At 67.5% G+C, this 20,211-nt stretch carries 24 protein-coding genes; 10 read left to right on the forward strand and 14 right to left on the reverse strand.

All coding sequences use genetic code 11. From position 1 onward, the window contains the following. Nucleotides 1-115: 115 nt before the first annotated feature. The gene (locus tag MQH31_RS16985; protein WP_243013027.1) at nucleotides 116-385 is read right to left on the reverse strand and encodes a helix-turn-helix domain-containing protein; all 270 of its coding nucleotides are present in this window, start codon (nucleotides 383-385) and stop codon (nucleotides 116-118) included. A gap of 52 nt (nucleotides 386-437) precedes the next feature. Here MQH31_RS16985 and map point away from each other — a divergent pair, with 52 nt between their 5' ends. Beyond that, complete coding sequence (map, locus tag MQH31_RS16990) at nucleotides 438-1,199, forward strand: type I methionyl aminopeptidase (protein ID WP_243012986.1); 762 nt, start codon at nucleotides 438-440, stop codon at nucleotides 1,197-1,199. Nucleotides 1,200-1,209: 10 nt separating this feature from the next. On the opposite strand, the gene MQH31_RS16995 is transcribed toward map, so the two are convergent. Beyond that, on the reverse strand, nucleotides 1,210-2,352 hold the full coding sequence (locus tag MQH31_RS16995) for a DUF6544 family protein (RefSeq protein WP_243012987.1): 1,143 nt from the start codon (nucleotides 2,350-2,352) through the stop codon (nucleotides 1,210-1,212). Then, on the reverse strand, nucleotides 2,349-2,975 hold the full coding sequence (locus MQH31_RS17000) for a TetR/AcrR family transcriptional regulator (RefSeq protein WP_243012988.1): 627 nt from the start codon (nucleotides 2,973-2,975) through the stop codon (nucleotides 2,349-2,351). Before MQH31_RS17000 ends, MQH31_RS16995 begins: the two co-directional genes overlap by 4 nt. Nucleotides 2,976-3,185: 210 nt before the next feature. Between MQH31_RS17000 and MQH31_RS17005 the strand changes: the two genes are divergently transcribed. Both MQH31_RS17005 and MQH31_RS17010 read left to right on the forward strand, forming a co-directional pair. Continuing rightward, a complete protein-coding gene (locus tag MQH31_RS17005; protein WP_243012989.1) occupies nucleotides 3,186-3,806 on the forward strand; it encodes a dihydrofolate reductase family protein in 621 nt (206 codons plus the stop codon). A gap of 24 nt (nucleotides 3,807-3,830) precedes the next feature. Next, complete coding sequence (locus MQH31_RS17010) at nucleotides 3,831-4,997, forward strand: epoxide hydrolase family protein (protein ID WP_243012990.1); 1,167 nt, start codon at nucleotides 3,831-3,833, stop codon at nucleotides 4,995-4,997. Nucleotides 4,998-5,024: 27 nt separating this feature from the next. Here the strand turns inward: MQH31_RS17010 and MQH31_RS17015 are convergent, their stop codons facing one another. The 3 genes from MQH31_RS17015 to MQH31_RS17025 form a co-directional block, all read right to left on the reverse strand. Further along, entirely contained in the window at nucleotides 5,025-5,597 is a 573-nt protein-coding gene (locus MQH31_RS17015) for a hypothetical protein (protein WP_243012991.1), read from the reverse strand. After that, on the reverse strand, nucleotides 5,594-5,797 hold the full coding sequence (locus tag MQH31_RS17020; protein WP_134535956.1) for a hypothetical protein: 204 nt from the start codon (nucleotides 5,795-5,797) through the stop codon (nucleotides 5,594-5,596). Before MQH31_RS17020 ends, MQH31_RS17015 begins: the two co-directional genes overlap by 4 nt. A gap of 95 nt (nucleotides 5,798-5,892) precedes the next feature. Continuing rightward, nucleotides 5,893-7,191 (reverse strand): LuxR C-terminal-related transcriptional regulator, encoded by a 1,299-nt coding sequence (locus MQH31_RS17025; protein WP_243012992.1) that lies wholly within the window; start codon nucleotides 7,189-7,191, stop codon nucleotides 5,893-5,895. A 101-nt stretch (nucleotides 7,192-7,292) separates the two neighbouring features. Here MQH31_RS17025 and hxlB point away from each other — a divergent pair, with 101 nt between their 5' ends. From hxlB to MQH31_RS17040, 3 genes are all read left to right on the forward strand, one after another. Then, nucleotides 7,293-7,877: a 6-phospho-3-hexuloisomerase gene (gene hxlB, locus MQH31_RS17030; RefSeq protein ID WP_243012993.1), complete on the forward strand. Its 585-nt coding sequence runs from the start codon at nucleotides 7,293-7,295 to the stop codon at nucleotides 7,875-7,877. 74 nt (nucleotides 7,878-7,951) lie between these two features. Next, the gene (gene hxlA, locus MQH31_RS17035) at nucleotides 7,952-8,575 is read left to right on the forward strand and encodes a 3-hexulose-6-phosphate synthase (RefSeq protein WP_243012994.1); all 624 of its coding nucleotides are present in this window, start codon (nucleotides 7,952-7,954) and stop codon (nucleotides 8,573-8,575) included. A 113-nt stretch (nucleotides 8,576-8,688) separates the two neighbouring features. Further along, nucleotides 8,689-9,015, forward strand: coding sequence for an antibiotic biosynthesis monooxygenase family protein (locus MQH31_RS17040; RefSeq protein WP_243012995.1), 327 nt, complete (start codon nucleotides 8,689-8,691; stop codon nucleotides 9,013-9,015). Between the two features lie 38 nt (nucleotides 9,016-9,053). Here the strand turns inward: MQH31_RS17040 and MQH31_RS17045 are convergent, their stop codons facing one another. Continuing rightward, on the reverse strand, nucleotides 9,054-9,410 hold the full coding sequence (locus MQH31_RS17045; RefSeq protein WP_308196483.1) for a GntR family transcriptional regulator: 357 nt from the start codon (nucleotides 9,408-9,410) through the stop codon (nucleotides 9,054-9,056). Then, nucleotides 9,398-10,453 carry a hypothetical protein gene (locus MQH31_RS17050; protein WP_243012997.1) on the reverse strand — a complete coding sequence of 352 codons (1,056 nt, stop codon included), beginning with the start codon at nucleotides 10,451-10,453 and terminating at the stop codon, nucleotides 9,398-9,400. Before MQH31_RS17050 ends, MQH31_RS17045 begins: the two co-directional genes overlap by 13 nt. Nucleotides 10,454-10,589: 136 nt before the next feature. On the opposite strand from MQH31_RS17050, the gene MQH31_RS17055 reads away from it, so the two are divergent. Then, entirely contained in the window at nucleotides 10,590-10,970 is a 381-nt protein-coding gene (locus MQH31_RS17055; protein WP_243012998.1) for a VOC family protein, read from the forward strand. A gap of 52 nt (nucleotides 10,971-11,022) precedes the next feature. Here MQH31_RS17055 and MQH31_RS17060 read toward each other — a convergent pair whose 3' ends face one another. From MQH31_RS17060 to MQH31_RS17070, 3 genes are read right to left on the reverse strand one after another with little or no spacing between them, the layout of a single operon-like run. Continuing rightward, on the reverse strand, nucleotides 11,023-11,631 hold the full coding sequence (locus tag MQH31_RS17060) for a hypothetical protein (RefSeq protein WP_243012999.1): 609 nt from the start codon (nucleotides 11,629-11,631) through the stop codon (nucleotides 11,023-11,025). A gap of 57 nt (nucleotides 11,632-11,688) precedes the next feature. Further along, entirely contained in the window at nucleotides 11,689-12,324 is a 636-nt protein-coding gene (locus tag MQH31_RS17065; protein ID WP_243013000.1) for an alpha/beta hydrolase, read from the reverse strand. Further along, a complete protein-coding gene (locus MQH31_RS17070; RefSeq protein ID WP_243013001.1) occupies nucleotides 12,321-13,223 on the reverse strand; it encodes a VOC family protein in 903 nt (300 codons plus the stop codon). The genes MQH31_RS17065 and MQH31_RS17070 overlap by 4 nt, the downstream gene beginning before the upstream one ends. 228 nt (nucleotides 13,224-13,451) lie before the next feature. On the opposite strand from MQH31_RS17070, the gene MQH31_RS17075 reads away from it, so the two are divergent. Further along, on the forward strand, nucleotides 13,452-13,733 hold the full coding sequence (locus MQH31_RS17075) for a hypothetical protein (protein WP_243013002.1): 282 nt from the start codon (nucleotides 13,452-13,454) through the stop codon (nucleotides 13,731-13,733). A 226-nt stretch (nucleotides 13,734-13,959) separates the two neighbouring features. Beyond that, nucleotides 13,960-15,618, forward strand: a complete 1,659-nt coding sequence (locus tag MQH31_RS17080) for an HNH endonuclease signature motif containing protein (protein WP_243013003.1) — start codon at nucleotides 13,960-13,962, stop codon at nucleotides 15,616-15,618. A gap of 87 nt (nucleotides 15,619-15,705) precedes the next feature. On the opposite strand, the gene MQH31_RS17085 is transcribed toward MQH31_RS17080, so the two are convergent. The 3 genes from MQH31_RS17085 to MQH31_RS17095 all read right to left on the reverse strand — a co-directional run bounded on the left by MQH31_RS17085 (nucleotide 15,706) and on the right by MQH31_RS17095 (nucleotide 17,479). Beyond that, the gene (locus MQH31_RS17085; RefSeq protein WP_243013004.1) at nucleotides 15,706-16,584 is read right to left on the reverse strand and encodes a hypothetical protein; all 879 of its coding nucleotides are present in this window, start codon (nucleotides 16,582-16,584) and stop codon (nucleotides 15,706-15,708) included. Between the two features lie 404 nt (nucleotides 16,585-16,988). After that, entirely contained in the window at nucleotides 16,989-17,168 is a 180-nt protein-coding gene (locus MQH31_RS17090; protein WP_243013005.1) for a hypothetical protein, read from the reverse strand. Between the two features lie 143 nt (nucleotides 17,169-17,311). Beyond that, on the reverse strand, nucleotides 17,312-17,479 hold the full coding sequence (locus MQH31_RS17095) for a DUF8730 family Cys-rich protein (protein ID WP_243013006.1): 168 nt from the start codon (nucleotides 17,477-17,479) through the stop codon (nucleotides 17,312-17,314). 167 nt (nucleotides 17,480-17,646) lie between these two features. Here MQH31_RS17095 and MQH31_RS17100 point away from each other — a divergent pair, with 167 nt between their 5' ends. After that, complete coding sequence (locus tag MQH31_RS17100; RefSeq protein WP_243013007.1) at nucleotides 17,647-20,196, forward strand: FAD-dependent oxidoreductase; 2,550 nt, start codon at nucleotides 17,647-17,649, stop codon at nucleotides 20,194-20,196. Nucleotides 20,197-20,211: the final 15 nt, after the last annotated feature.

Genomic DNA, 20,211 nt, shown 5'->3' on the forward strand with positions numbered 1-20,211 from the left:
CTCCTGACGTCGTTGTCGCGGCCTTCCCGCACCGTTGTAGTCGATTTGACCCCGGGCAGGACCGGAGGGCAAGGGCAGGGTCGACGGCGGTCCCCTGCTGTGCGGTCGAACTGACCTAGGCGCTCCGAGCGGCCCGGACCGCGACGCCGGCCCACTGCGCTGCGAGATCGTCCAGGGAGAGGTCGAGGGCACCGGCCAGGGCCGCCACTACTCCGAATGCGGGGCTCGGCAACCGGCCGGTCTCGATCTTCCGCAGAGTTTCAGGGGAGATGCCGGCCCGCGCGGCGACCTCGTTCAGTGAGCGCGTACTGCGGGCGCTGCGCAGGGTCGCGCCCAGGCGCCGACCCGCCTCGATCTGCTCGGGGGTGAGCGGCAGGCGAACCATCATCATCATCAACTTCCTCCAGCAACGAGCAATGCGGTATTATTATACCGACATGATCGAACTACACACCCCCTCCGAAATCGAGCAGATGCGCGCAGCGGGCGCCTTCGTTCGAGACACTCTATCCGCGCTGTCGGCTCAAGCGGCGGTCGGGGTGAACCTGCTCGACCTCGAACTCGCCGCGCGGAAGGCCGTCGCTGAACGCGGAGCGGTCTCGTGTTATTGGGACTATGCGCCGTCCTTCGGCAACGGCCCGTTTCGAAACGTCATCTGCCTCTCCGTGAACGACGCCGCACAACACGGGCTCCCCCACGACTACCGGCTGCGCGATGGCGATGTCCTGAGCCTCGACTTCGCCGTCTCGGTGGACGGCTGGGTGGCGGATGCCGCCGTCACCGTCATCGTCGGGCGACCCGACCCCGACGACGTGACCCTGATTCGCTCGACCCAGGAGGCCCTCGCCGCCGGGATCGCCGCGGCCCACCCCGGCAACCGCATGGGGGACGTTTCCGCGGCGATCGGTGCCGTCGCGGCCAAGTACGGCTACCCCGTCAACCACGAATTCGGCGGGCATGGCGTCGGACGGACCATGCACGGGGACCTCTTCATCTGCAACGACGGCCGCCCCGGCCGCGGTTTCACCATCCGCCCCGGGCTCGTCTTCGCACTCGAACCCTGGTGGGCGAAGACGACGTCGCGCATCCGCATGGACCCCGACGGCTGGACCGTCCGATCCGCCGACGGCAGCCGAGCCGCACACACCGAGCACACCATCGCCATCACCGAGGATGGCCCACTCCTGTTGACCGCCTGACCCTGTTCCGTCAGTCGGTCGATGCCGCACCGGCGTTGTAGGTGATGGCGTCGAGGTTGTATTCGAGGTAGGCGAACTCGCCCTGGGGAGCGGCGGCATGCCAGCGGCCTTCCCCGTGGGCAGCGAGCCGGCGGGTGCCGAACACGCGATAGTCACCCACCGGCGTCGACCACGGTTGGGGCGTGAAGGTCGAGCCGTCGGGTGAAGTGCTCATCCGGTCGTCCGAGCGGAAGTCGACGAGGTCTCCGTCGCGGAAGGTCAGGTCGGCACTCACCGTCTGCGCACCGTTCGTGAACACGCCCCGGACATGGGTGTCGTCGACCTCCTGCCAGGCGATCGGGGCGTCGACGAGTGCCGCAGGGGCCAGGATGCACAGGTCGTTGAACAAGGTCACGGTCTCGGCGCGGTCCATCTCGGGCCCCGCGGCGTTCACCATCCGCAGTAGGGAGCACAGCCTGACGCGCATCGTGGCGGACCGGCCGACGAAGACGTGCAGCACGTCGACCGGCAGGCCGAACATTGTGGCGTCCATCCAGAACAACCGACTGGGCGTGCGGCCGTAGGTGTTGACCTGCTCGCCGGTGTACGTCATCCAGCGTGACGTCGCACTGGCGCGAATCCGGCCGTGGATGGTTGCCCGCAGGAATGAGACCCGGGGCTGGCCGACAGCGCCGGAGCGGCGGACGTACTCGGCGACCGGCGCCGGGAGTCGCGCCAGATCGGCCTCCGACACCACCGAGCCTGCGCCGGGCACGGATGCACGCAGCGCGGTCGCGACCCGACGCCGGTACTCGGCACGGTAGCTTTCCGGGCCCTGTGCGGCGAGCTCGTATCCCAGCGCCACGAGGAGCGCGAGGTTGGCCAGCGTTCCCGCCCGGGCATCGCTCCACGACGTCAGGATCACGGTCTGGGAGATCAGGAGGCCGGCGATTCCGGCGACCCACCACATCCGTGCGCGGGCCGCGAACAGCGCTCCGGTCGTGACGAGCGCAATCGCGGCGGCCAGCCAGACCACACCGAGTTCCGGTTCGATCGGCTCGGTCAGCGTCGCGACCGGGGCCCAGTCCAGACCCTTGGCAGCGCCGAGCAGGTGGATCAATCCGTGTGCGATCAGGATGAACACGACGAACAACCGAACAAGGGTCCTGGTCATGCGCGGGCTGCCGTTCCGAAGCGGGCCAGGACCAGATCGACAGCCGACCGCGCGTAGCCGGCTTCGATCGGTGCGCCGGTGATCAGGAGGCTGAAGTACACGGGCCCGGCGAGCGCGTTCAGAACGAAGTCAATGTCGGTGCCGGCGGACAACTCGCCCGACGTGATTCCGCGTCGGACGGCCGCACGCCACTCGAGCTGGTTGGGCCTGATGATCAACTCGCGATAGCTGGTCGCAAGCTCGGGATCGGTGGCCATCTCGGCCACCAGGCCGGGCAGCACCCGGCCCAGCGGCGTCCGGGTCAGGATATCGATCAGCTGTTCGGTCAGGAACAGCAGGTCGCCGGCCGCACTGCCGGTCTCGCTGTTCCGTGCCGGACGCATCTGGGTCACCATCGCCTCGACGACGAGCTGGGACTTCTGCGCCCACCGCCGATAGAGGGCGGGCTTGCTCACGCCGGCCCTCCGGGCGACGTCTGCAACTGTCAGGCGGGCGTAGCCGACCTCGGCGAGTAATTCGATCGTGGCGGCCAGAATCGACCGATCCATGCCCGGATCGCGCGGGCGACCCACGTCGCTGCCGCGACCGCCTGGTCGGCGCGGCGCCACCAGTAAATCCGACATCAGAACCGCCTCTCGATTACGTTCCGCTTAGTAACGTAACAGGAGTGACAGAGTTACGCAACGCCGAGTTACGGAACTCACCGGAACGTGCACCGAGAGGCCCGAGCTGACCGTGTGGCGGCAAGCCCTCCGCGGGTTCTTGACACGGTGGCGATCGGCCAGCATATTGCTCTCTGAAGCGACAGCACGCCGCGACGATGGGAGATCCGGATGACCGGCCGAGTCCATATTGACTTGTTCACCACGCTCGACGGGGTCTCCCAGGCCCCCGGGGGCCCCGACGAGGACACCGACGGCGGGTTCAGGTTCGGCGGCTGGCAGGCGCCCCTGATCGACGAAGCCGATGGCGCCCAGATAATCGCGGGAATCCAGGCCATGGATGCCCTGCTTCTGGGGCGGCGCACGTATGACATTTTCGCCGGGTATTGGCCGCACCAGCTCGACGGGCCTGAGTCCGAAATCGCGCGCAAATTCGACGCGATCCCCAAGTACGTCGCATCCCGGGGGACGCCGGAGCTCTCTTGGCGCGACTCGCATCTGCTCGGTCGCGACCTCGCGGTGGAGCTGGCCGTGTTGCGCGAGCGGCACGAGGACATCCACGTGATCGGCAGCATCGACTTCGCCCGCACTCTTGTCGCCGGCGGCCTGTTCGACCAGCTGAACCTCTGGGTGTACCCGATCGTGCTCGGTGCGGGCAAGCGCCTCTTCCCGCCGGACGGGCCGCCCGCGTCCCTCGAGCTGATCGCCGCGGGGACTCCGTCCCCGGCGGGCACGATTCTGCTGCGGTACGGCCCGAAAGGCTCCACCCCGGAGACGGGCGACATGACCTGACGGGATCCCGGTATCGTCGACGAGATGACGGAAGAGTCGACTCAGCCGCAACCCTTCACCTACCGCGCCTCGGATGAAGAACTCGAGGATCTCCGCGTGCGTTTGCGCGCCACGCGCTGGCCCGATGAGCCGGAGGGTGCCGGGTGGTCCCTCGGCGCGAATCTGGAATCGCTCCAGGAACTTGTCACCTACTGGCTCGACGAGTTCGACTGGCGGGCGCAGGAGGCACAGCTCGCGCGGCTCCCCCGGTTCACGGCCTCGATCGGCGGGCTCGGCATCCACTTCGTGCATGCCCGTGCGGCCGGTGAATCTCAGAACGTGCTGCCGCTGATCCTCAACCACGGCTGGCCCGACTCGTTCTGGCGCTATTCCCAGGTGATCCCGCTGCTCACTGACCCGGGCGAACACGGGGCCGATCCGGCCGATGCCTTCGATGTCGTCGTTCCCGACATGCCCGGGTTCGGCTTCTCGGACCGGCCCGCAGGCCTGCCTCTCGACTCCCCCGCGGTGGCCGGGCTCTGGGCCGAACTCATGCGGACCCTCGGCTACGGTCGGTTCGGAACCGCCGGCGGGGACATCGGCAGTCACGTCAGCCGCTATCTCGCGCTCGACCACCCGGACAACGTCGTCGCCGTGCACCGAATGGATGCCGGGCTTCCTGTTTTCGACGGAGATCCCGCGACCCTCTCCCCCGCGGAACGCACCTGGTTCGACAGCGTTGCCGCCTGGGGCGTGGACGAGGGCGCGTATGGGGCGATCCACAGATCGAAACCGCAAACGGCGGCCTTCGGCCTGACGGATTCACCGGTCGGCCTCGCCGCGTGGATTGTGGAGAAGATGCGCTCGTGGAGTGACTCCGCCGATGGCGAGGCCTTCACGAAGGACGAGATCCTGACCAACGTCATGATCTTCTGGCTGACGGGCACCATCGGTTCCTCCATGCGGATGTATCACGCGAACGCCGGCATCCCCCGCTCACGGGTGACCCGCCGGGTCGAGGTGCCCTCCGGGTTCTCCATCTTCGGCGGCGACATCGTGCGGCCGCCACGCGAGTGGATGGACCGCATGGCCAATGTCGTGTACCTCAGCGAACCCGTCCGCGGCGGTCACTTCGCGCCGTTCGAGCAACCCGAGCAGTACGCGGAAGAATTGCGGACCTTCTTTCGACCGTTCCGGTCATCGACGACGTGATCCGGTCAGCGCATTGGGCGCCGTGACTCACCGGGCCTGGTCCCCGCCGCGTGCCGGGGCGCCGGCCTCCTGGCGTTCCTCGATCGTCCGGAGAATCCAGGCGCCGGCGATCAGGAGTACGCCCAGCGGAAGCACGAGGTCGCTCAACGGCCCACCGAAGTAGACGACGAAGTCTCTCAGAAAGGTCGAATCACCCTGGATCGTCTGGGTCCAGGTGGAGACATTCATCTGGAAGATGACACCGATTGCCGCGAACACGAGCCCGAGCACGAGGGCGGTCCGAGCCGTGAGCCGCAGCGGCCAGGTCGGCGTGTCTTCCGGGTCCTCGTGTCGATCGCTCCTGGTGACCACTGATGTGTCCGCCAAAGCACGCACGGCCAGGGACGCGACCATCAGGGCCATTCCCAACGGCAGCACGACGCCCTGGAAGAGCACTCCCGCGAACTGCACCAGGTCACTCGATAGCCAGCCCAGGTTCAGGGGTCCGTAGAGCGTCGAGTACAGCAGCCTCACCGTGACGAGCCCGAGAACGGTGAGAACCACGCCGATCCAGAATCCTCGGACGGGAGTCAGCGCGCGGACCAGCGTCGGTTCGCTCACAGTCCGCGCTGCCCTTTTTCGACGTCCGCTTGAAACTGAGTGAACGCTCGGGCGAGCTCCGGGTTCGACCCGTTCAGATCGCGGGCCGCCGCGTTCAAGCGCGTTCGCGACGACAAGAGATAGAAGGCGGCGAGGATCACAACCGCCAGGCCCAGTCCCCCACCCGCTATGAGCACAATCATCAAGCCACCTGCAGTCATGACGAATCCTTCCCCGATTCCCAAACCACTGTCTGTACAGCATCACACAAAAAGCCGGTCAAAACCGTTAAATTCTGAACGTGAGGATGCGCGGGCTAGGCAAGTGCCGAAGGGGTCTCGGTCTGGCGGACGAGTGAGGCCAGCTCGGCGCGGTTCACGGCTCCCAGCTTGCGGAGCACGTTCGCGACATGGAACTTCACCGTGTTCTCGCTGATCGACAGGGCATCCGCGATCGCGCGGTTGCGCGCCCCCGTGGCGACGAGGTCGAGCACGCCCTGCTCGCGTGTCGTCAGCCCCCATCCGGATGCGGGCGCGATGGCTGACGAGGGCGGGTCGAGGGGCAGGGAGACGGAGATGTCCGAGCCCCAGCCGGGCGTCGCATCCACATGGAAGTCGCCGTCCAGGGCCGCCACCCGGGCGACCAGCTGGCGCACGCTCGGCGTCTCAGCGGAGAGGTCGCCCGGGCCGTCGTCACGGATGTTGATCAGCAGGTTGTGGCCGTCGCAGTCCCACTGCACCCGCACCCGGGCGACCCCGGGCTGATCGACCAGGGCGAGCACCGCGCCGCGCACGATCGCGCGTCCGGCATGGGCGACCTCACCCGGTAACGCGCGGCCGTTCACGGGCGGCTCGATGAACTGCACGTCGAGGTCCCCGAAGCGGGCCAGGGGCCTCAGGTCGTTTCTGAGCCGTTCGAACGCGCGGGCGACCGGTTCCTCGGACAGCAAGCGGTCGCGGTCGCTCACCGCGCGCAGCTGCACCATGGCGGCAACAGCCAGGTCGATCGCCGTCTGGCGTGCGGCCGCGTCACCGGTCTGCCGTGAACGCAGGACCGCGAGGAGCAGTTCAAGCGTCGTGGAGTGGGCATCGGTCAGTTCCGCAATGAGCGTGGCTCGGTCTCGCGATGCCATCCGCGAATCGCGCAGGTAGTCCGGCGCGGCCGCGACGACCTGGGTGCGGATGCCTGACGCGACCAGGTCCCAGAGTGCAGCGACGAGGTCCCGCGTTTCCCGAACACCGGTCGGGGTCACCCCGGTCAGGTCGGGGTCGGTCAGGACCAGAAGGGCGCCCGTCGATGCGATCCAGGCCGACATGGTCCGGTCGGATCGGGCCAGCATCGCCGATTCGTTCCACACCGATCCGCCCCGCAGGGCAACGGCATCGCGGAGGACATCGAGCTCCGCGATCGTGACGTGGTCGATGACCTCCGCCTGGCCCACCTTCTTCTGGGGGCGCCCCGTGCAGTCCTCGGTGAAGATCACCAGGGCGCCGTGCGGGATGCGCCCCTGCAGCAGGTCGGAAAAGGCTCCCGCAATGCCGAGCAGTGGGTTCTCGAGCACCTGCTGGAGTTCGAGGAGCAACTCGACCGAGGGGGAAATACTCGCTTCTACCATACCCACACCCTACTCAGAGTGCAGGGCACTACCCGAACGGGTAGGCGCATCCGCTCGTTCGGATGGCCTCGTCTGCGGCGGCTGGCGCGCACGATGGGGCAATGACCTATTCCACGACATCCCCTCGCACGGCAGACTCCCTCCGCAGCATTTCGGGCGAAGTCCAGGGCGTCGTGGACCGGCTGGCACGCGAATCGGTGGACGATCTGGACCGTGCGGCCGACCGGGTTCGCGCCGCGGAACGCGTCTTCGTCCTCGGCGCGGGCCGATCGGGCCTGGCCCTGCGGATGACGGCGATGCGCCTGATGCACCTAGGCCTTGCCGTGCACGTCGTGGGTGACGCGACCACCCCGGCGATCACCGAAAAGGACGTCCTCGTGGTCGCCAGCGGTTCGGGCACAACGACTGGCATCGTCCGCGCCGCGTCCACCGCGGCAGGGGTCGGAGCGGGCGTCGTCGCGATCACCACCGACCGCACCTCTCCTCTCGGCGAGCTCGCCGATGTGGTCATCGTGATCCCGGCCGCGACCAAGCAGGACCATGCCGGGCTGATCTCGGCGCAGTACTCCGGCGGACTCTTCGAGCAGTCGCTGGTTCTCGTCGGCGAGGCCCTCTTCGACGCCCTCTGGAAAGACTCCGGTGCCACGGCGGAAGAGCTGTGGCCCCGGCACGCGAACCTCGAATAGGCCCCCTCATGCTTCCCTGCCCGCGACCGCGGCCAGCAGGGTGAAACCAGCACAACCGAAGTAAGGAATCAGCAATGAAACTGCAGGTCGCCATGGACGTCATCACACTGGACGCCGCCCTCACTCTTGCCGCACAGGTCGCGCCGCACGTCGACATCATCGAACTCGGCACGCCGCTCATCAAGGCCGAAGGCCTGCGTGCCGTCACCGCGATCAAGAAGGCACACCCGGATAAGCTCGTGTTCGCCGACCTGAAGACGATGGACGCCGGCGAGCTCGAGGCCGACATCGCGTTCACCGCCGGGGCCGACTACGTTACCGTTCTGGGGACGGCCGGAGACAGCACGATCATCGGAGCCGTCAAGGCCGCCACCGCTCACGGCAAGGGAATCGTCGTCGACCTGATCGGCGTCTCCGACAAGGTGACCCGGGCCCGTGAAGTGACCGCGATGGGCGCCGTGTTCGTCGAGATGCACGCTGGCCTGGACGAGCAGGCCGAGCCCGGCTTCACTTTCCAGACCCTTCTGGACGACGGCGAGGCCTCAAAGGTTCCCTTCTCGGTCGCCGGTGGGGTCAATCTCACTTCGATCAAGGGTGTGCAGCGCGCGGGTGCGACCGTGGCGGTTGCCGGTGGCGCCATCTACGGCGCCGCAGACCCTGCGGCAGCGGCCGAGGAACTGCGCGCCGCAATCATCTAGGACCCCGCGCCTCGTGAGGCCCCGCGCGAGCCACCGAGGGTTCATGCAGCCAGCGGTGGCAGCATGGGGCCAACGACGCGGTCACCACCGCGTTCACGACAGAAGGAAGCCCGATGACGATCATCAAGATCAACGCGATTACTGTCCCCGCCGACAACGGCGACGAGCTGGCTCGCCGGTTCGCCGCCCGAGCAGGGGCCGTCGACGACGCCCCGGGCTTCGAGGGCTTCGAGCTGCTGCAGCCCACCGACGACCGCAACACCTGGCTGGTCATCACTCGCTGGGCCGATGAGGAGTCCTTCCAGGCCTGGTCCACGTCTCCCGCCTTCGCGCACGGCCACCGCAGCGAGGCCCCGCAGGACGGGAAGCCCGCTGCACGCCCGGTCGGCGTGAGCAGCGAGCTGTGGTCCTACGCCGTTGCCGGTGGTTCAGCCAGCTGAGAGCACCTTTCGACTGCGAGCCTCGTCGCTCGTGTCCGCTAGTCCTGCGGCCAGGTCGCGCGAAGCGTGAGGATCACCTCGTCGAGTTGAACGCCGTTGGCGACTGCCGCGCGCGCCAGTTCCCTCGCAGCTTTCATGACGGACGCGGGCGGGGTGGCAACGGAACCGCTGACCCGCGTGCCCGCACCCGCGCGCGAGACCACGAGACCGTCCTCTTCGAGGAATTTGTAGGCCTTGGCGACCGTTCCCGATGCGACGCCCAGGTCCCTGGCGAGCTGCCGAACGGAAGGCAGCCGCTCCCCGCCTGCGAGGGTACCCGCAAGAATTCGGCTGCGCATTTGTCGGTGAATCTGCTCTGAGGGCAGCCCGGGACCTTCAAAGCTCAGGAATGCCACTGCTCGGACCGCTCAGTGCCTGCACCCGCACCCGCAATCGCATTCGCATTCGCGGGAGCGGTGCTGGGCGTTTCGACGGCTGAGGAGACCCGGATACGCCGGGTGAATACGGGGAGCATGATCAGGGCGAGGCCGAGCCCCTCGACGACGAAGCCGGCCGCCCAGAGCGGCATCGCGATCGCCTCAAGGGGCGACCCGACTCTCACATCGCCGACACCGGGGAAGGTCGTCCCGATATACATCCGTCCCGCGAAACCAATGGATGTCCACGCGAGCCCGAGGGTGACGAGGAGTGCACCGGAGCTCAGGCTCAGCACGGTTCGGGTCTGCAGCCGTCGAAGCTGGATGTCCACGGCGCGTGCAGCCCGCTTCGCCACCGTCGGGCGGACAATCGACCACAGGGCCAGGAGGGTGAGGACCATCAGTACCCCGAGTGCGCAGAGCAGCGGCACCCCGTAGAACCATCCCAGGAAATCGCCTCGGGCACTCGCCGACCCGAGGTTGATGATCAGGATGGAATAGCGGCCCTCGTCATCGGGACTGGAGACGAGCCCGGCGAGGACCACCGTCAGAACGAGAGCGACCGCGAACACCAGCCAGGCCACGAGCCACCAGGGTGAGCCGAAGGATCCGAGATTGCGTGGTTGCAGGTCCATCTCGGCGGTAAGCACCCGGCCCGCGCCAACGGAGCGAGAGGGAAGCAGGACGAGGACGAGGATCGCCGCTGCGGCGATGGACACGGGAAGAATCCGAGGCAGCCAATTCGGTGAATAGTCCGGTGCACCCCCGAACCATCCACTGAATGGGCCGACCCACAGAAGATCGACGAGGAAGAATCCGGCGACTGTCCCCGCCACGAGCCTCGCGCGGCGGACGTGCGTTGCAGCCGCAGGCTCCCAGTCGGACTGTCCAGCAGTCTCCAACGCGTGGGGGCTCTGGTCACGGACATCCGCCCGGATGCCGTGCAGCAGGATGCCGAGCGGCACGATGGTCGCCGTCACCAGCGGCAGAAGGGTGTAGAAGAACCACATGCGAAGAACCATCTGACGCCCACCCCTGCCGTCGCCCACCAGACAAACTTGTATCAAAAATGACGATACATTCAACGGCCTGGCCGGTCAAGGGCTCGACTAGAACAGAACGAGACCGGCTGTACACCTTCGGGTGCAGAATGGCGGCATGGGAAATCCCGTGGTGCATTTCGAGCTCATCGGCCCCGATCCGGCACGGTTGCGCAAATTCTATTCGGCGCTCTTCGGGTGGGATGCACCCGCAGGAGCCCCGGTCGCTCCCGCGATTTCCGCATCCGCTGACTATTCCTTCATCACTCCGGAACCCGGCTGGGGACCGGCGGCCGGCGGAATCGGCGGGGGCACAGGATTCACCCCGCACGCGATCTTCTACGTCGGCGTCGAGAGCGTGAGCGATGCGCTTCAGGCAGCCCAGGAGCTGGGCGGAACCGTCGTTCTCGGACCGCAGCGCAACGAGGGCGGCGGAATCACTGTCGGGCATTTCCGGGACCCCGCAGGAAACCTCGTCGGCGTCGCCGGCCCCATGTGAGTTCTCCCGGACGACTGCGAGTCTCCGGTTAGGCCATCGACCCCGGACTTGGTCAGCTAAGCCGGGTCCCCGGAGTTCGCGCCCGATGCCTGCGCACGCTGAAGGTGATGGCAAGGGTCGGCAGCACGGTCACCACCAGGACCAGCCAGATCCAGCCGAAGATGAGGAACCCCGTGTACACGGCCGCAGTGCTCTCCGCGGACCGGACTGATGATTCGGTGACCGCACCGACGCGGCCGGGGTTTCCGAACCGTTCGACGACCACCTGGTCGCCGTCGTAGGTGACGAGGAAATCCTGCGACTGCGGGAATTCCTTGGAGGGCGGGAAGCCGATGTTCATCGGCCCTCCCAGCCTCTGCACGGACCCAGCGAGTGCACCAGGAGCATCGTCGGGGAGGACGGCCGTGTAGAAGCCGTTCATCTCGGGCAGTGCGCTGACGTTCTCGGCTTCCAGGAATGTTCCGGTCACGAGCGCCGAGCGCCCAAGGAGCCTGTGCTGGTCGTCGACGACGTGCGCACCCGCCGAGGCGATGCTCGTCCAGATGACCAGCCCGATCAGGGCGAGGGGTAGGAGCACACCGAACGCGAGCCAGAACGGCCAGCCGGGTGCCGGCCGCCGTGGTGGACGCTGGATGCGTTGAGCTGTCGGTCCCTGTGGCATGTCCCTCTGATTCCCCCGCCGGTCAGGAGCAGTTTAGCGGTGCATCGGGGAAGGCCGTCAGACGAGGGTCTCCGTCAGGAACCGCGACACGTCCGCGAGTTCTTCGGCCGAGATCGAGTGCGGCAGCCCGGCGTAGACCTTTTCGGTCAGGGCGGTGTGACCGGGGAGCCAGGCGCTGGCCCGTGCGGTCGTCTCCGCTGAGATGACCCGGTCGGCATCCCCGTGGCCGAAGAACACGGGCGTGCGGACGGCCGCAAGCGCCTTGTCACCCGGGAGCGTTGCATCGAGGGTGAATCCGGAGAGCACGACGCCGGCGGGAAACCGGCCAGGCGCCTGCCGGAGAAGCTGGGTGGCCATGAGGCCACCCTGGGAGAAACCGAGGGGAACGACCGGTGTGCCCGGGTGCACGTTGGCGTCCAGCCACGCGAGTATGGCATCCGCTGCCTCGATGACGGGCTCTGCGCTCGGCCGACCGGGAACGGTGATCGGGAACCAGGCGAAACCGCCGGTCGGGAGGCCGAGCGGCGCGCGCAGCGATACCCAGTCGAAGCCGTCGGGCAGGTAGGCGGCGAGGCTCGGCAGGTCGCCCTCGTGCGAACCGTACCCGTGCAGGAGCAGCAGGAGCGGGCGGGTCGACGGGAGCGCGGGGTCGATACCGTCGCGGCGAGCCGTGATTTCGATGGCGGGGCTCATACCGAGGCCTCGCCTACGGTCAGGGTGACGCGGGTCTTCCAGGGGTCGTCGACGCGGATGCTGCTGCCTGTGTCTTCGAGGGAAATCGCACGGTGACGGAGGCGTTCCGCCACGGCATCGAGATCGGCGCGGCCGGGCACGGTGATCGCCACGTCGGCGAGGCCGAGGGTCGCGGCACGCGGACCTGCGCCGCCGCTGTTCCAGACGTTCATCGCCATGTGGTGGTGGTAGCCGCCTGCGCTCACGAACAGCGCCCCGGGGAGGTCGAGGGTCGTCTCGAAGCCGAGGGCGTCGACGTAGAAGCGCCGGGCCATCTCGAGGTCGCCGACCTGGAGGTGGACATGGCCGACCGTGGCCGGACCGACGGCGGCCTCTCCCCCGTCGGCGGGCAGGTTCTGCTGCAGGAAAGCATTCGGATCGAGGGCAAGCGTGTCCATCTGGACCTGCCCGTTCTTGTAGACCCACTCCGACCGGTCCCTGTCGACGTAGAGCTCGATCCCATTGCCCTCGGGGTCGGTGAAGTAGAAGGCGTTGCTGACGATGTGGTCGGCGCTCCCGACGAAGCTCGAGCGCTGGTCACGGGCGGCCTGAAGCACGGTCGCGGCGAGGCCGGCGCTCGTGTCGAACAGGATGGCGGTGTGGAAGAGTCCGGCCTGGTTGCGGGCCGGAACCGGCAGTCCGGGGGTGTGCTCGAGCACCACGAGCGGGGTGGTGCCGCGGCCGAGCACGACCGACGTCCCGTGCGCACTGATCGGGTCGAGCGCCAGCGCCTCCCGGTAGTAGGAGGACATCAACGCGAGGTCGCCGACGCGCAGCGTGACGGCATCCATGCCCGTCGTCGCCGCGAGGAGGTCGCCGGCGGCCGCCCGGGATCCGGTCAGGTCAGTGGTCAATGTCATGTTCGTCTCCTGCAGTCGCGTCGGGCTCACTCGTCATGTTCAACCCGCTTAGTTGAACCGACAACCAATACCCTAGCAGATTACTTGAAGCGTCAAGTAATGGCTTGGGGATCGCTGGCTGGTCCACTAGCCTGAGGGTTCATGACCCACCCGCCTCCGGCAGTCGCATATCCCTCCCGTCGATCCCGATATTGGGTGCACGCGGTGCCGGCCGTTATCGTCGTCGCGGTGTTGGCAATCTCAATCTTCGCCGGTGCCGAGGCTTTCAACGTGGCAAACGGCAACGCGGGAAGCCGCCCGGCCGCTCCGCTCGCGGGTTTCGTCGCGTGGCTGGTGTGGCTCGTGCTTCTCACTGCCGTCGGATTCTTCATCACGCTTCTCGCCTACCTGCTCGTGCTCCCCTCGCGCTCGCGCGGCCTGTGGATCGCGCAGATCGTACTAACTTCCCTCGCGGCAATCTTCGCACTCATCGTCTTTGTTCTAACTCTCCACGTGCTGCCGAATCTCTAGGACTCTCACCGAAGCCGGGTGCGGTGGTCGACTCAGGAGAATTGCCCAGCGGGGATGGATCGGCCGCACTGGTTCGCGGGTCGATCTGGAGATTCCGGGCGAGTTTCCTGAGTTAGCCACCGGCGGACCGCTCCAAGTGAATTTAGGTCTGAATTTTACAAAGTCAGAGCTGTAAATTAAGTGAGCAAGTCTCGTTTTTTTGTTCGATTCGGGGTAGAATCGGGGTATGGCAGGAGCTACGGATCCCCAGTCACACACCCCGCGGACACCCGATTCCAGGGCCGCGGAAGACCAGCCCACCGTTGGTGTCGAAACGGCGCATCCCGTTGCGGTTGCCGAGGGTTTCGAGGGCGCGGAAGGGCTGGCCGGGTCGGTTCCGTCGGTGCATGCGGATGCTGTCGCCCGGCTCGCTGAGATCAAGGCGGCTCTCGCAGAGGCCCTGGCGGCGATCCCCGTCGGGTTGCTCAGTGATGCGGAAGCGGTCACGGCGTTGAAGGAAGTGGAGTCGATTGGGCGGACGGTGGATGCGGCCCGGGTGAACACCGCCACGGACGTAGATCGGCGGGCGCGGGTGCTCGGCCGGGATGGTCTGGCGTGGAAGATGGGCTGCCGGGGCCCGTGGGACGTACTCACCCGGGTGACCCGGGTCTCGGCCCGGGAAGTGAAGCGCCGCACCAAGCTCGGCGATGCGGTGCTTCCCCACCGGGCGGGCCTGACGGTGTTGCCGCCACTGTTCCCCGTGGTCGGGGCGGCCCTGACCGCGGGGGATATCGGGGTGGAGGCGGCGGAGTTGATCACGACGGGGCTCGGGCTGGTCAGCCACCGGGCGGTCCCGGCGGAGGTAGAGGTTGCCGAACGTGCCCTGGTCGCCACCGCGGCCGGATGGATCACCCCGGAAACCGAGATCCTCGCCGGCGCGGGGGTCCCGGCGGCCACGGACCTGATCCGGGGCATGGTGCTGCAATGGCAGGCGGCCCTGGACCCCGACGGCATGCTGCCGCAGGAGGACGTGTTCGAGGCGAAGTCGAACATCGGCTTCGGACAGCTCAAGAACGGGCTCTACCCGGTGAAGGGTGGGGTGACGCCGGAACTGTTCGGGATGATGAACACCCTCTTCGACGCGTTCCTCAGCTTCCACGCGCGGCCCGCGTTCCCCACCGAGGAGCAACAGGCCCTGATGGATTCCGGGCAGATGATCCCCGGCGCCGAAACCGAAGGCACCGGAGCCGACACCGGCCCGGAGCTGGACGTGATCGAAGCCGAGCTCCGGGAACGCCGCCAGGACACCCGCACCAGCGGGGAGAAACGCGCCGACATCCTCCGGGCGTTGATCGAACACGCCGCCCGCGACAACAACACGCCCAGCATGGGCGGGTCCGCTCCCACGGTGATGGTACACGTGAACGCCGCCGACCTCGCCAGCGGCGTCGGGGTCGGGTGGATCGACGGCGTCGAGGCCCCGGTGTCGCTGAAGACGGTGCACCAGCGCATCTGCGACGGCGGCTTCCAGGGGGTGTTATTCGGCGAGAACAACCAGGTCCTCACGCTTGGCCCCGAACGGCGCTACTTCAACCGGGCGCAGCGGCGGGCGATCACCGCCCGCGACGGCGGGTGCATCATCCCCGGCTGCAAAGCCCCGGCGCACTGGGCCGAAGTGCACCACGTGAAGCCCTGGGCGAAAGACGGACCGACGAATGTCGACAACGGGGTCCTCCTGTGCTGGTTCCATCACCACACCATCGACACCTCGGGGTGGGAGATCCGCATGGTGAAAGGCTCACCCCAGGTGCGGGCCCCGGGGCTGATCGACCCGCAACGACTCTGGCGGCCACCGAACCGGCACCGCGCCCATCAGGTCCTCACCGGACCACCCAACCGTGACTGAACGGGCGCTGAACCACGCGATTCGTCTCTCCGCCGCACTCCCTGACTCGCCGTTCCTCTCCCTTTGTGCGCTCGAGTACGCCGCCACTCAGGCGGCGTTGAGGGCATTGACGAGCGCTGGGATCCCGGGAATCAATTGGTCGAGATCCGCCTCAACCGAGGTATTCGTTGACAGCTGCAGCCAGTTGACTCCGTCGAAAACGTCGAAGGTATAGCCGCCACCCTCATTCGGAATCCGAATAACAAGCTCAACCCCGGGGATTGACACGATCTCGGCCCCGGTCTTCCGTGCGACATCCTCCTGCGCCCAGGATCCGCCCGGAAGCAAAATGATGCTGAAAGATTCAATCTGGCCAGCCGGAGTCGGCGACTGAGACCAGCCGCACGCGAATACGCCTGCGGTCGATATGGCCGCGTAACGCCCCTCTGCGGCCTCGCCGCCCGATGTGTCGGCCGACAAGACCGTGAGTCCGGGACTAGAAATAGCGTCCGTGACGTGTGCGATGTCCGACAGTGCGGCACAATCCTCGCGCTTCCAGGCGCCACTCGGAGTTACCGCCGCATCCGGGGTGCCCGCGGCCAGCGCGCGACCCGAGAACGTGCCGAGGAGCGTTGCCACGGCCTTACGGGTATCCTCGTTGGTGGTTCCGAGTGCCGTGTAGACGACGGCGCTGAGCCAGTAGCCCCCAACGGTCGCGCTGACGCGGCAGGACCCGGACTGCGCGGGGTCAACCACGTCCATTCCGTAGCAATAGACCTCATCCGCGTGGACGTTTGTCACCGACGCAGCAGCCACCACAACGGCACTGACGTAAGCGCCCGTGAGGGTCTCGTTTTCAGACCACTGGCAATCGATACCACCACGCGCGGGTACCGCGGCAAACGAGGGGTCTCCCGATAGTGAGCTCGCTCTGGCCGTCGCCCGACTGGTCACGTCCGCACCAACGGCCGCACGCACCTCGTCCACAGTGAAAACTTTGGCGCAATCGCCGCCGAAGACAGCGGCCGGACGGGTCTGCCCGGGCGACGCGGTCGCGGGCGTCGAAGTCTCGGTCGTCAGGTTCGTCGCCGGGACGGAGGCGGGCGCGGCCGGCGCTGGGCCCGCGCAGCCGGCGAGCAGAACCAGCCCTGTCAAAGCCACAACACACGCGGCCGAACGTGCACGAGCTCGCATGTCGATCTCCCCACGATTTCGGCGCCGCAGCGCCCCCGCTTCACAACCCAGCACGACTGACGCGCTCCGAAGTCCTATTTTCGATCCTAGTGGCCGAAGCGCGGCAACGGATAGGCAGGTCAGGGCCGAGAACCAGCCTCTATTCCGTGGCAATCGGATGGCCGGGGACGGCAGGCCGTGAGAGGCGCAGGCGCCTCTCACTCCACGAGCAGACGGCGCAGGCGCGCCTTGGTCAGGTTCCTCCGGACGATCCAGCGGATGTCCGGGTCGGCGACCGCGCGCATCCGCTCGAAGGCCGCGAGGCCGGGTCCGGAGCCTGCGGCATCAAGCCTGTCATCCGGTAGATCCCGCAACTGGGCCACCAACTCGTTCTTCACCCTCCTGACTCTGCCACGATGCCGTCCTGCGTGTGCCGAATTCAGGAGTCGAGCTTCGGGAGCCGGCGTCGACCCGCGGACCAGTGCCGCGCAAACGCCGGCGCCCTGGCACGCGCAGGGTCGACTCCTGAATTCGGAGCAGGCTAGCGGCCCGCGAAGAGCCGGGACAGGAAGCCGCCGGACGGCTGTTCGCTTTCGTGCCCGGGGCAGCGCTGTGACTTCGGCACGCCGCGCATGACCTGGTCGACATGCTGGCCACAGCCGGCCCAGGTGGTCTTTCCGCAGGTCTTGCAGGTCTTCGCGTGGCACATCGGCAGCTCCTTCGTGGGTTGAAGCACCCACTATACCCCCTAGGGTATCGAGGTCTGCACGATCCCCGGTATCCCGCGGGTGTAGTGTCGGATTCAGCCCCCCAATTACCCATGGGGGTATATGCCGGGTTGGCCGAATCGCCGTCCTGGCCGACGAAAGGTTCCCCATGAAGATCGTTGTCGTAGGCGGGGTCGCAGCCGGCGCATCCGTCGCCGCCCGCGCCCGCCGTTTGGACGAGTTCGCAGAGATCGTCGTGCTGGAGCGAGGCCATCATGTCTCCTTCGCGAATTGCGGACTGCCGTACCACGTCGGCGAAGTGATAGCGGATCGCAGCCGCCTGCTGCTGCAGACACCGGAGAGCCTGCGCGAGTCCCTCGACATCGATGTCCGGGTCGGACACGAGGTGCTGCGGATCGACCGCGCCGCGAAGACGGTGACCGTCCGCGAGGTCGACGGTGGACACAGCTACGAGGAACCTTATGACGAACTGGCGCTCTGCACCGGCGCCGAACCGCTCCGTCCTCCCCTGCCGGGGATCGACCTGCCCGGCGTGCACGTGTTGCGCCGGATCGGCGACATGGACGCCATCAAGGCCCAACTGGATGCCGCGATCGCCCTGGCCGCGACGGGCGCCCGCGGCCCGGTGCGCACCGTCGTGATCGGCGCGGGCTACATCGGCCTCGAGATGGCCGAAAACCTCAAGCACCGCGGCGCCCTCGTCGACGTCGTCGAGATGAGCGACCAGATCCTGCCGCCCCTCGACCACGAGATGTCCGTGCCTGTCGAGCACCACCTCCGCAGCCGCGGTATCACCCTGCACCTGTCGACCGCGGCCGCCGCCTTCGCCGCCCGGCCCGACGGCGGCCTGAACGTGGAACTCACCGACTCGACGGTGCTGGCCGCCGACTTGGTGATCCTCTCCGCCGGGGTACGCCCGAACACCACGCTCGCGAAGGAGGCCGGGCTCGAGCTCGGCGCCCGCGGCGGCATCACGGTCGATACCCACATGCGCACCTCAGACCCGCACATCTGGGCGGCCGGTGACTCCGTCGAAACTCCGCACACCGTGCTGCCGGGCCGCTGGCTCGCCCCGCTCGCCGGACCGGCGAACCGGGAAGCCCGCGTCGCCGCCGAGAACATCTGCGGCCGCAGCACCGAATACCGCTCGACCCAGGGCACCTCGATCGTGAAGATCTTCGACATGGTCGCCGGCGGAACGGGCGCGACCGAGCGGCAGCTCCTCGCCGCCGAGGTGCCCTACCGGGCCGTGCATGTGCACCCCTCCGGCCACGCCGGCTACTACCCCGGCACCGCGATGATGCAGCTCAAGGTGCTCTTCGCCCCCGACACCGGGCGCATCCTCGGCGCGCAGGCCGCCGGTTTCGACGGTGTCGACAAGCGCCTCGATGTGCTCGCGACCGCTCTCCGCGCCGGCCAGACCGTCTACGACCTCGAGGAGTTCGAGCTCGCCTATGCCCCCCCGTTCGGATCTGCGAAGGACCCGGTGAACATGGCCGGCTTCGTCGCGAGCAACGTGCTCCGCGGCGACCTCACCCTCTGGTACGCCCAGGACTACCCGGCAGCGACCGCCGGGGCGCGGCTCATCGATGTGCGCACCCCGGAGGAATTCTCGATCTGGCACCTGCCGGGCGCCGAGAACGTGCCGCTCGGCAGCATCCGCCTCGAATGCGAACTCTGGGACCGCACCGGTCCGCTGCGGCTGTACTGCGCGGTCGGGTTCCGCAGCTACCTCGCCTACCGGGCGCTCGTGCAACGCGGCTTCACGGATGTCGCCACCCTCTCCGGCGGTTCGGACATCTTCCGGTCGTGGCACGAGGTCGAGCCCGAAAGCGACGAGCCCCCGCTGCCGATGACCGCATACGCCGAAGCCGCCGAGTTCACGGCCGCAGCGACCAAGGCCGCCGCCCAGGCCGCCGTGCTCGCCAACGGCACCGGCGTGCAGGTCGATCTCGACTGCTCCGGTCTCGCCTGCCCCGGTCCGATCATGAAGCTCTCCGAGAAGATGAAGACGCTGGATGCCGGCGACGAGGTGGTCGTGCACGTGTCCGACCCCGGGTTCGCCAGTGACGCTCCCGCCTGGGCCAGGCGGAACGGGCACGAGCTCATCGCCATCTCGCCGGAGGGCCCGGGCTACGTCGCGACCATGCGGAAGGGCGGGGCCGCGCTGGCCAGCCGGCCGGTGGCATCCGATCTCGTCGCCGGACAGCAGGCACCCCGGAACACCACGAACAAGACCTCGTTCGTGGTGTTCTCCGGCGACCTCGACAAGGTGCTCGCCGCCTTCATCATCGCCAACGGGGCGATCGCGATGGGCGAAGAGGTCTCGATGTTCTTCACCTTCTGGGGGCTCAACTCCCTGCGCCGCACGGACCCGCCCAAGCGGGAACGCAAGCTGATGGACAAGATGTTCGCCACCATGATGCCCTCGAGTGCGGGCAGTATGCCGCTGTCACAGATGAACATGCTCGGCGCCGGAGCTGCGCTGATCAAGAAGGTGATGCGGGACAATTCGGTCTCGTCGTTGCCCGACCTCATCCAGTCGGCGCAGGCCGGAGGAGCACGCCTGATCGCGTGCACGATGACTATGGACCTGCTCGGAATCGCGCCGACCGACCTGATGGACGGCGTCGAGCTCGGCGGTGTCGCGACCTTCCTCGGGGAGGCGGCCGAGTCCACCACCACACTGTTCATCTGATCGGGTGTTCCGAAT

The organism is Cryobacterium zhongshanensis (genome assembly GCF_022760445.1).
GTDB classification, from domain to species: Bacteria; Actinomycetota; Actinomycetes; order Actinomycetales; family Microbacteriaceae; genus Cryobacterium; species Cryobacterium algoricola.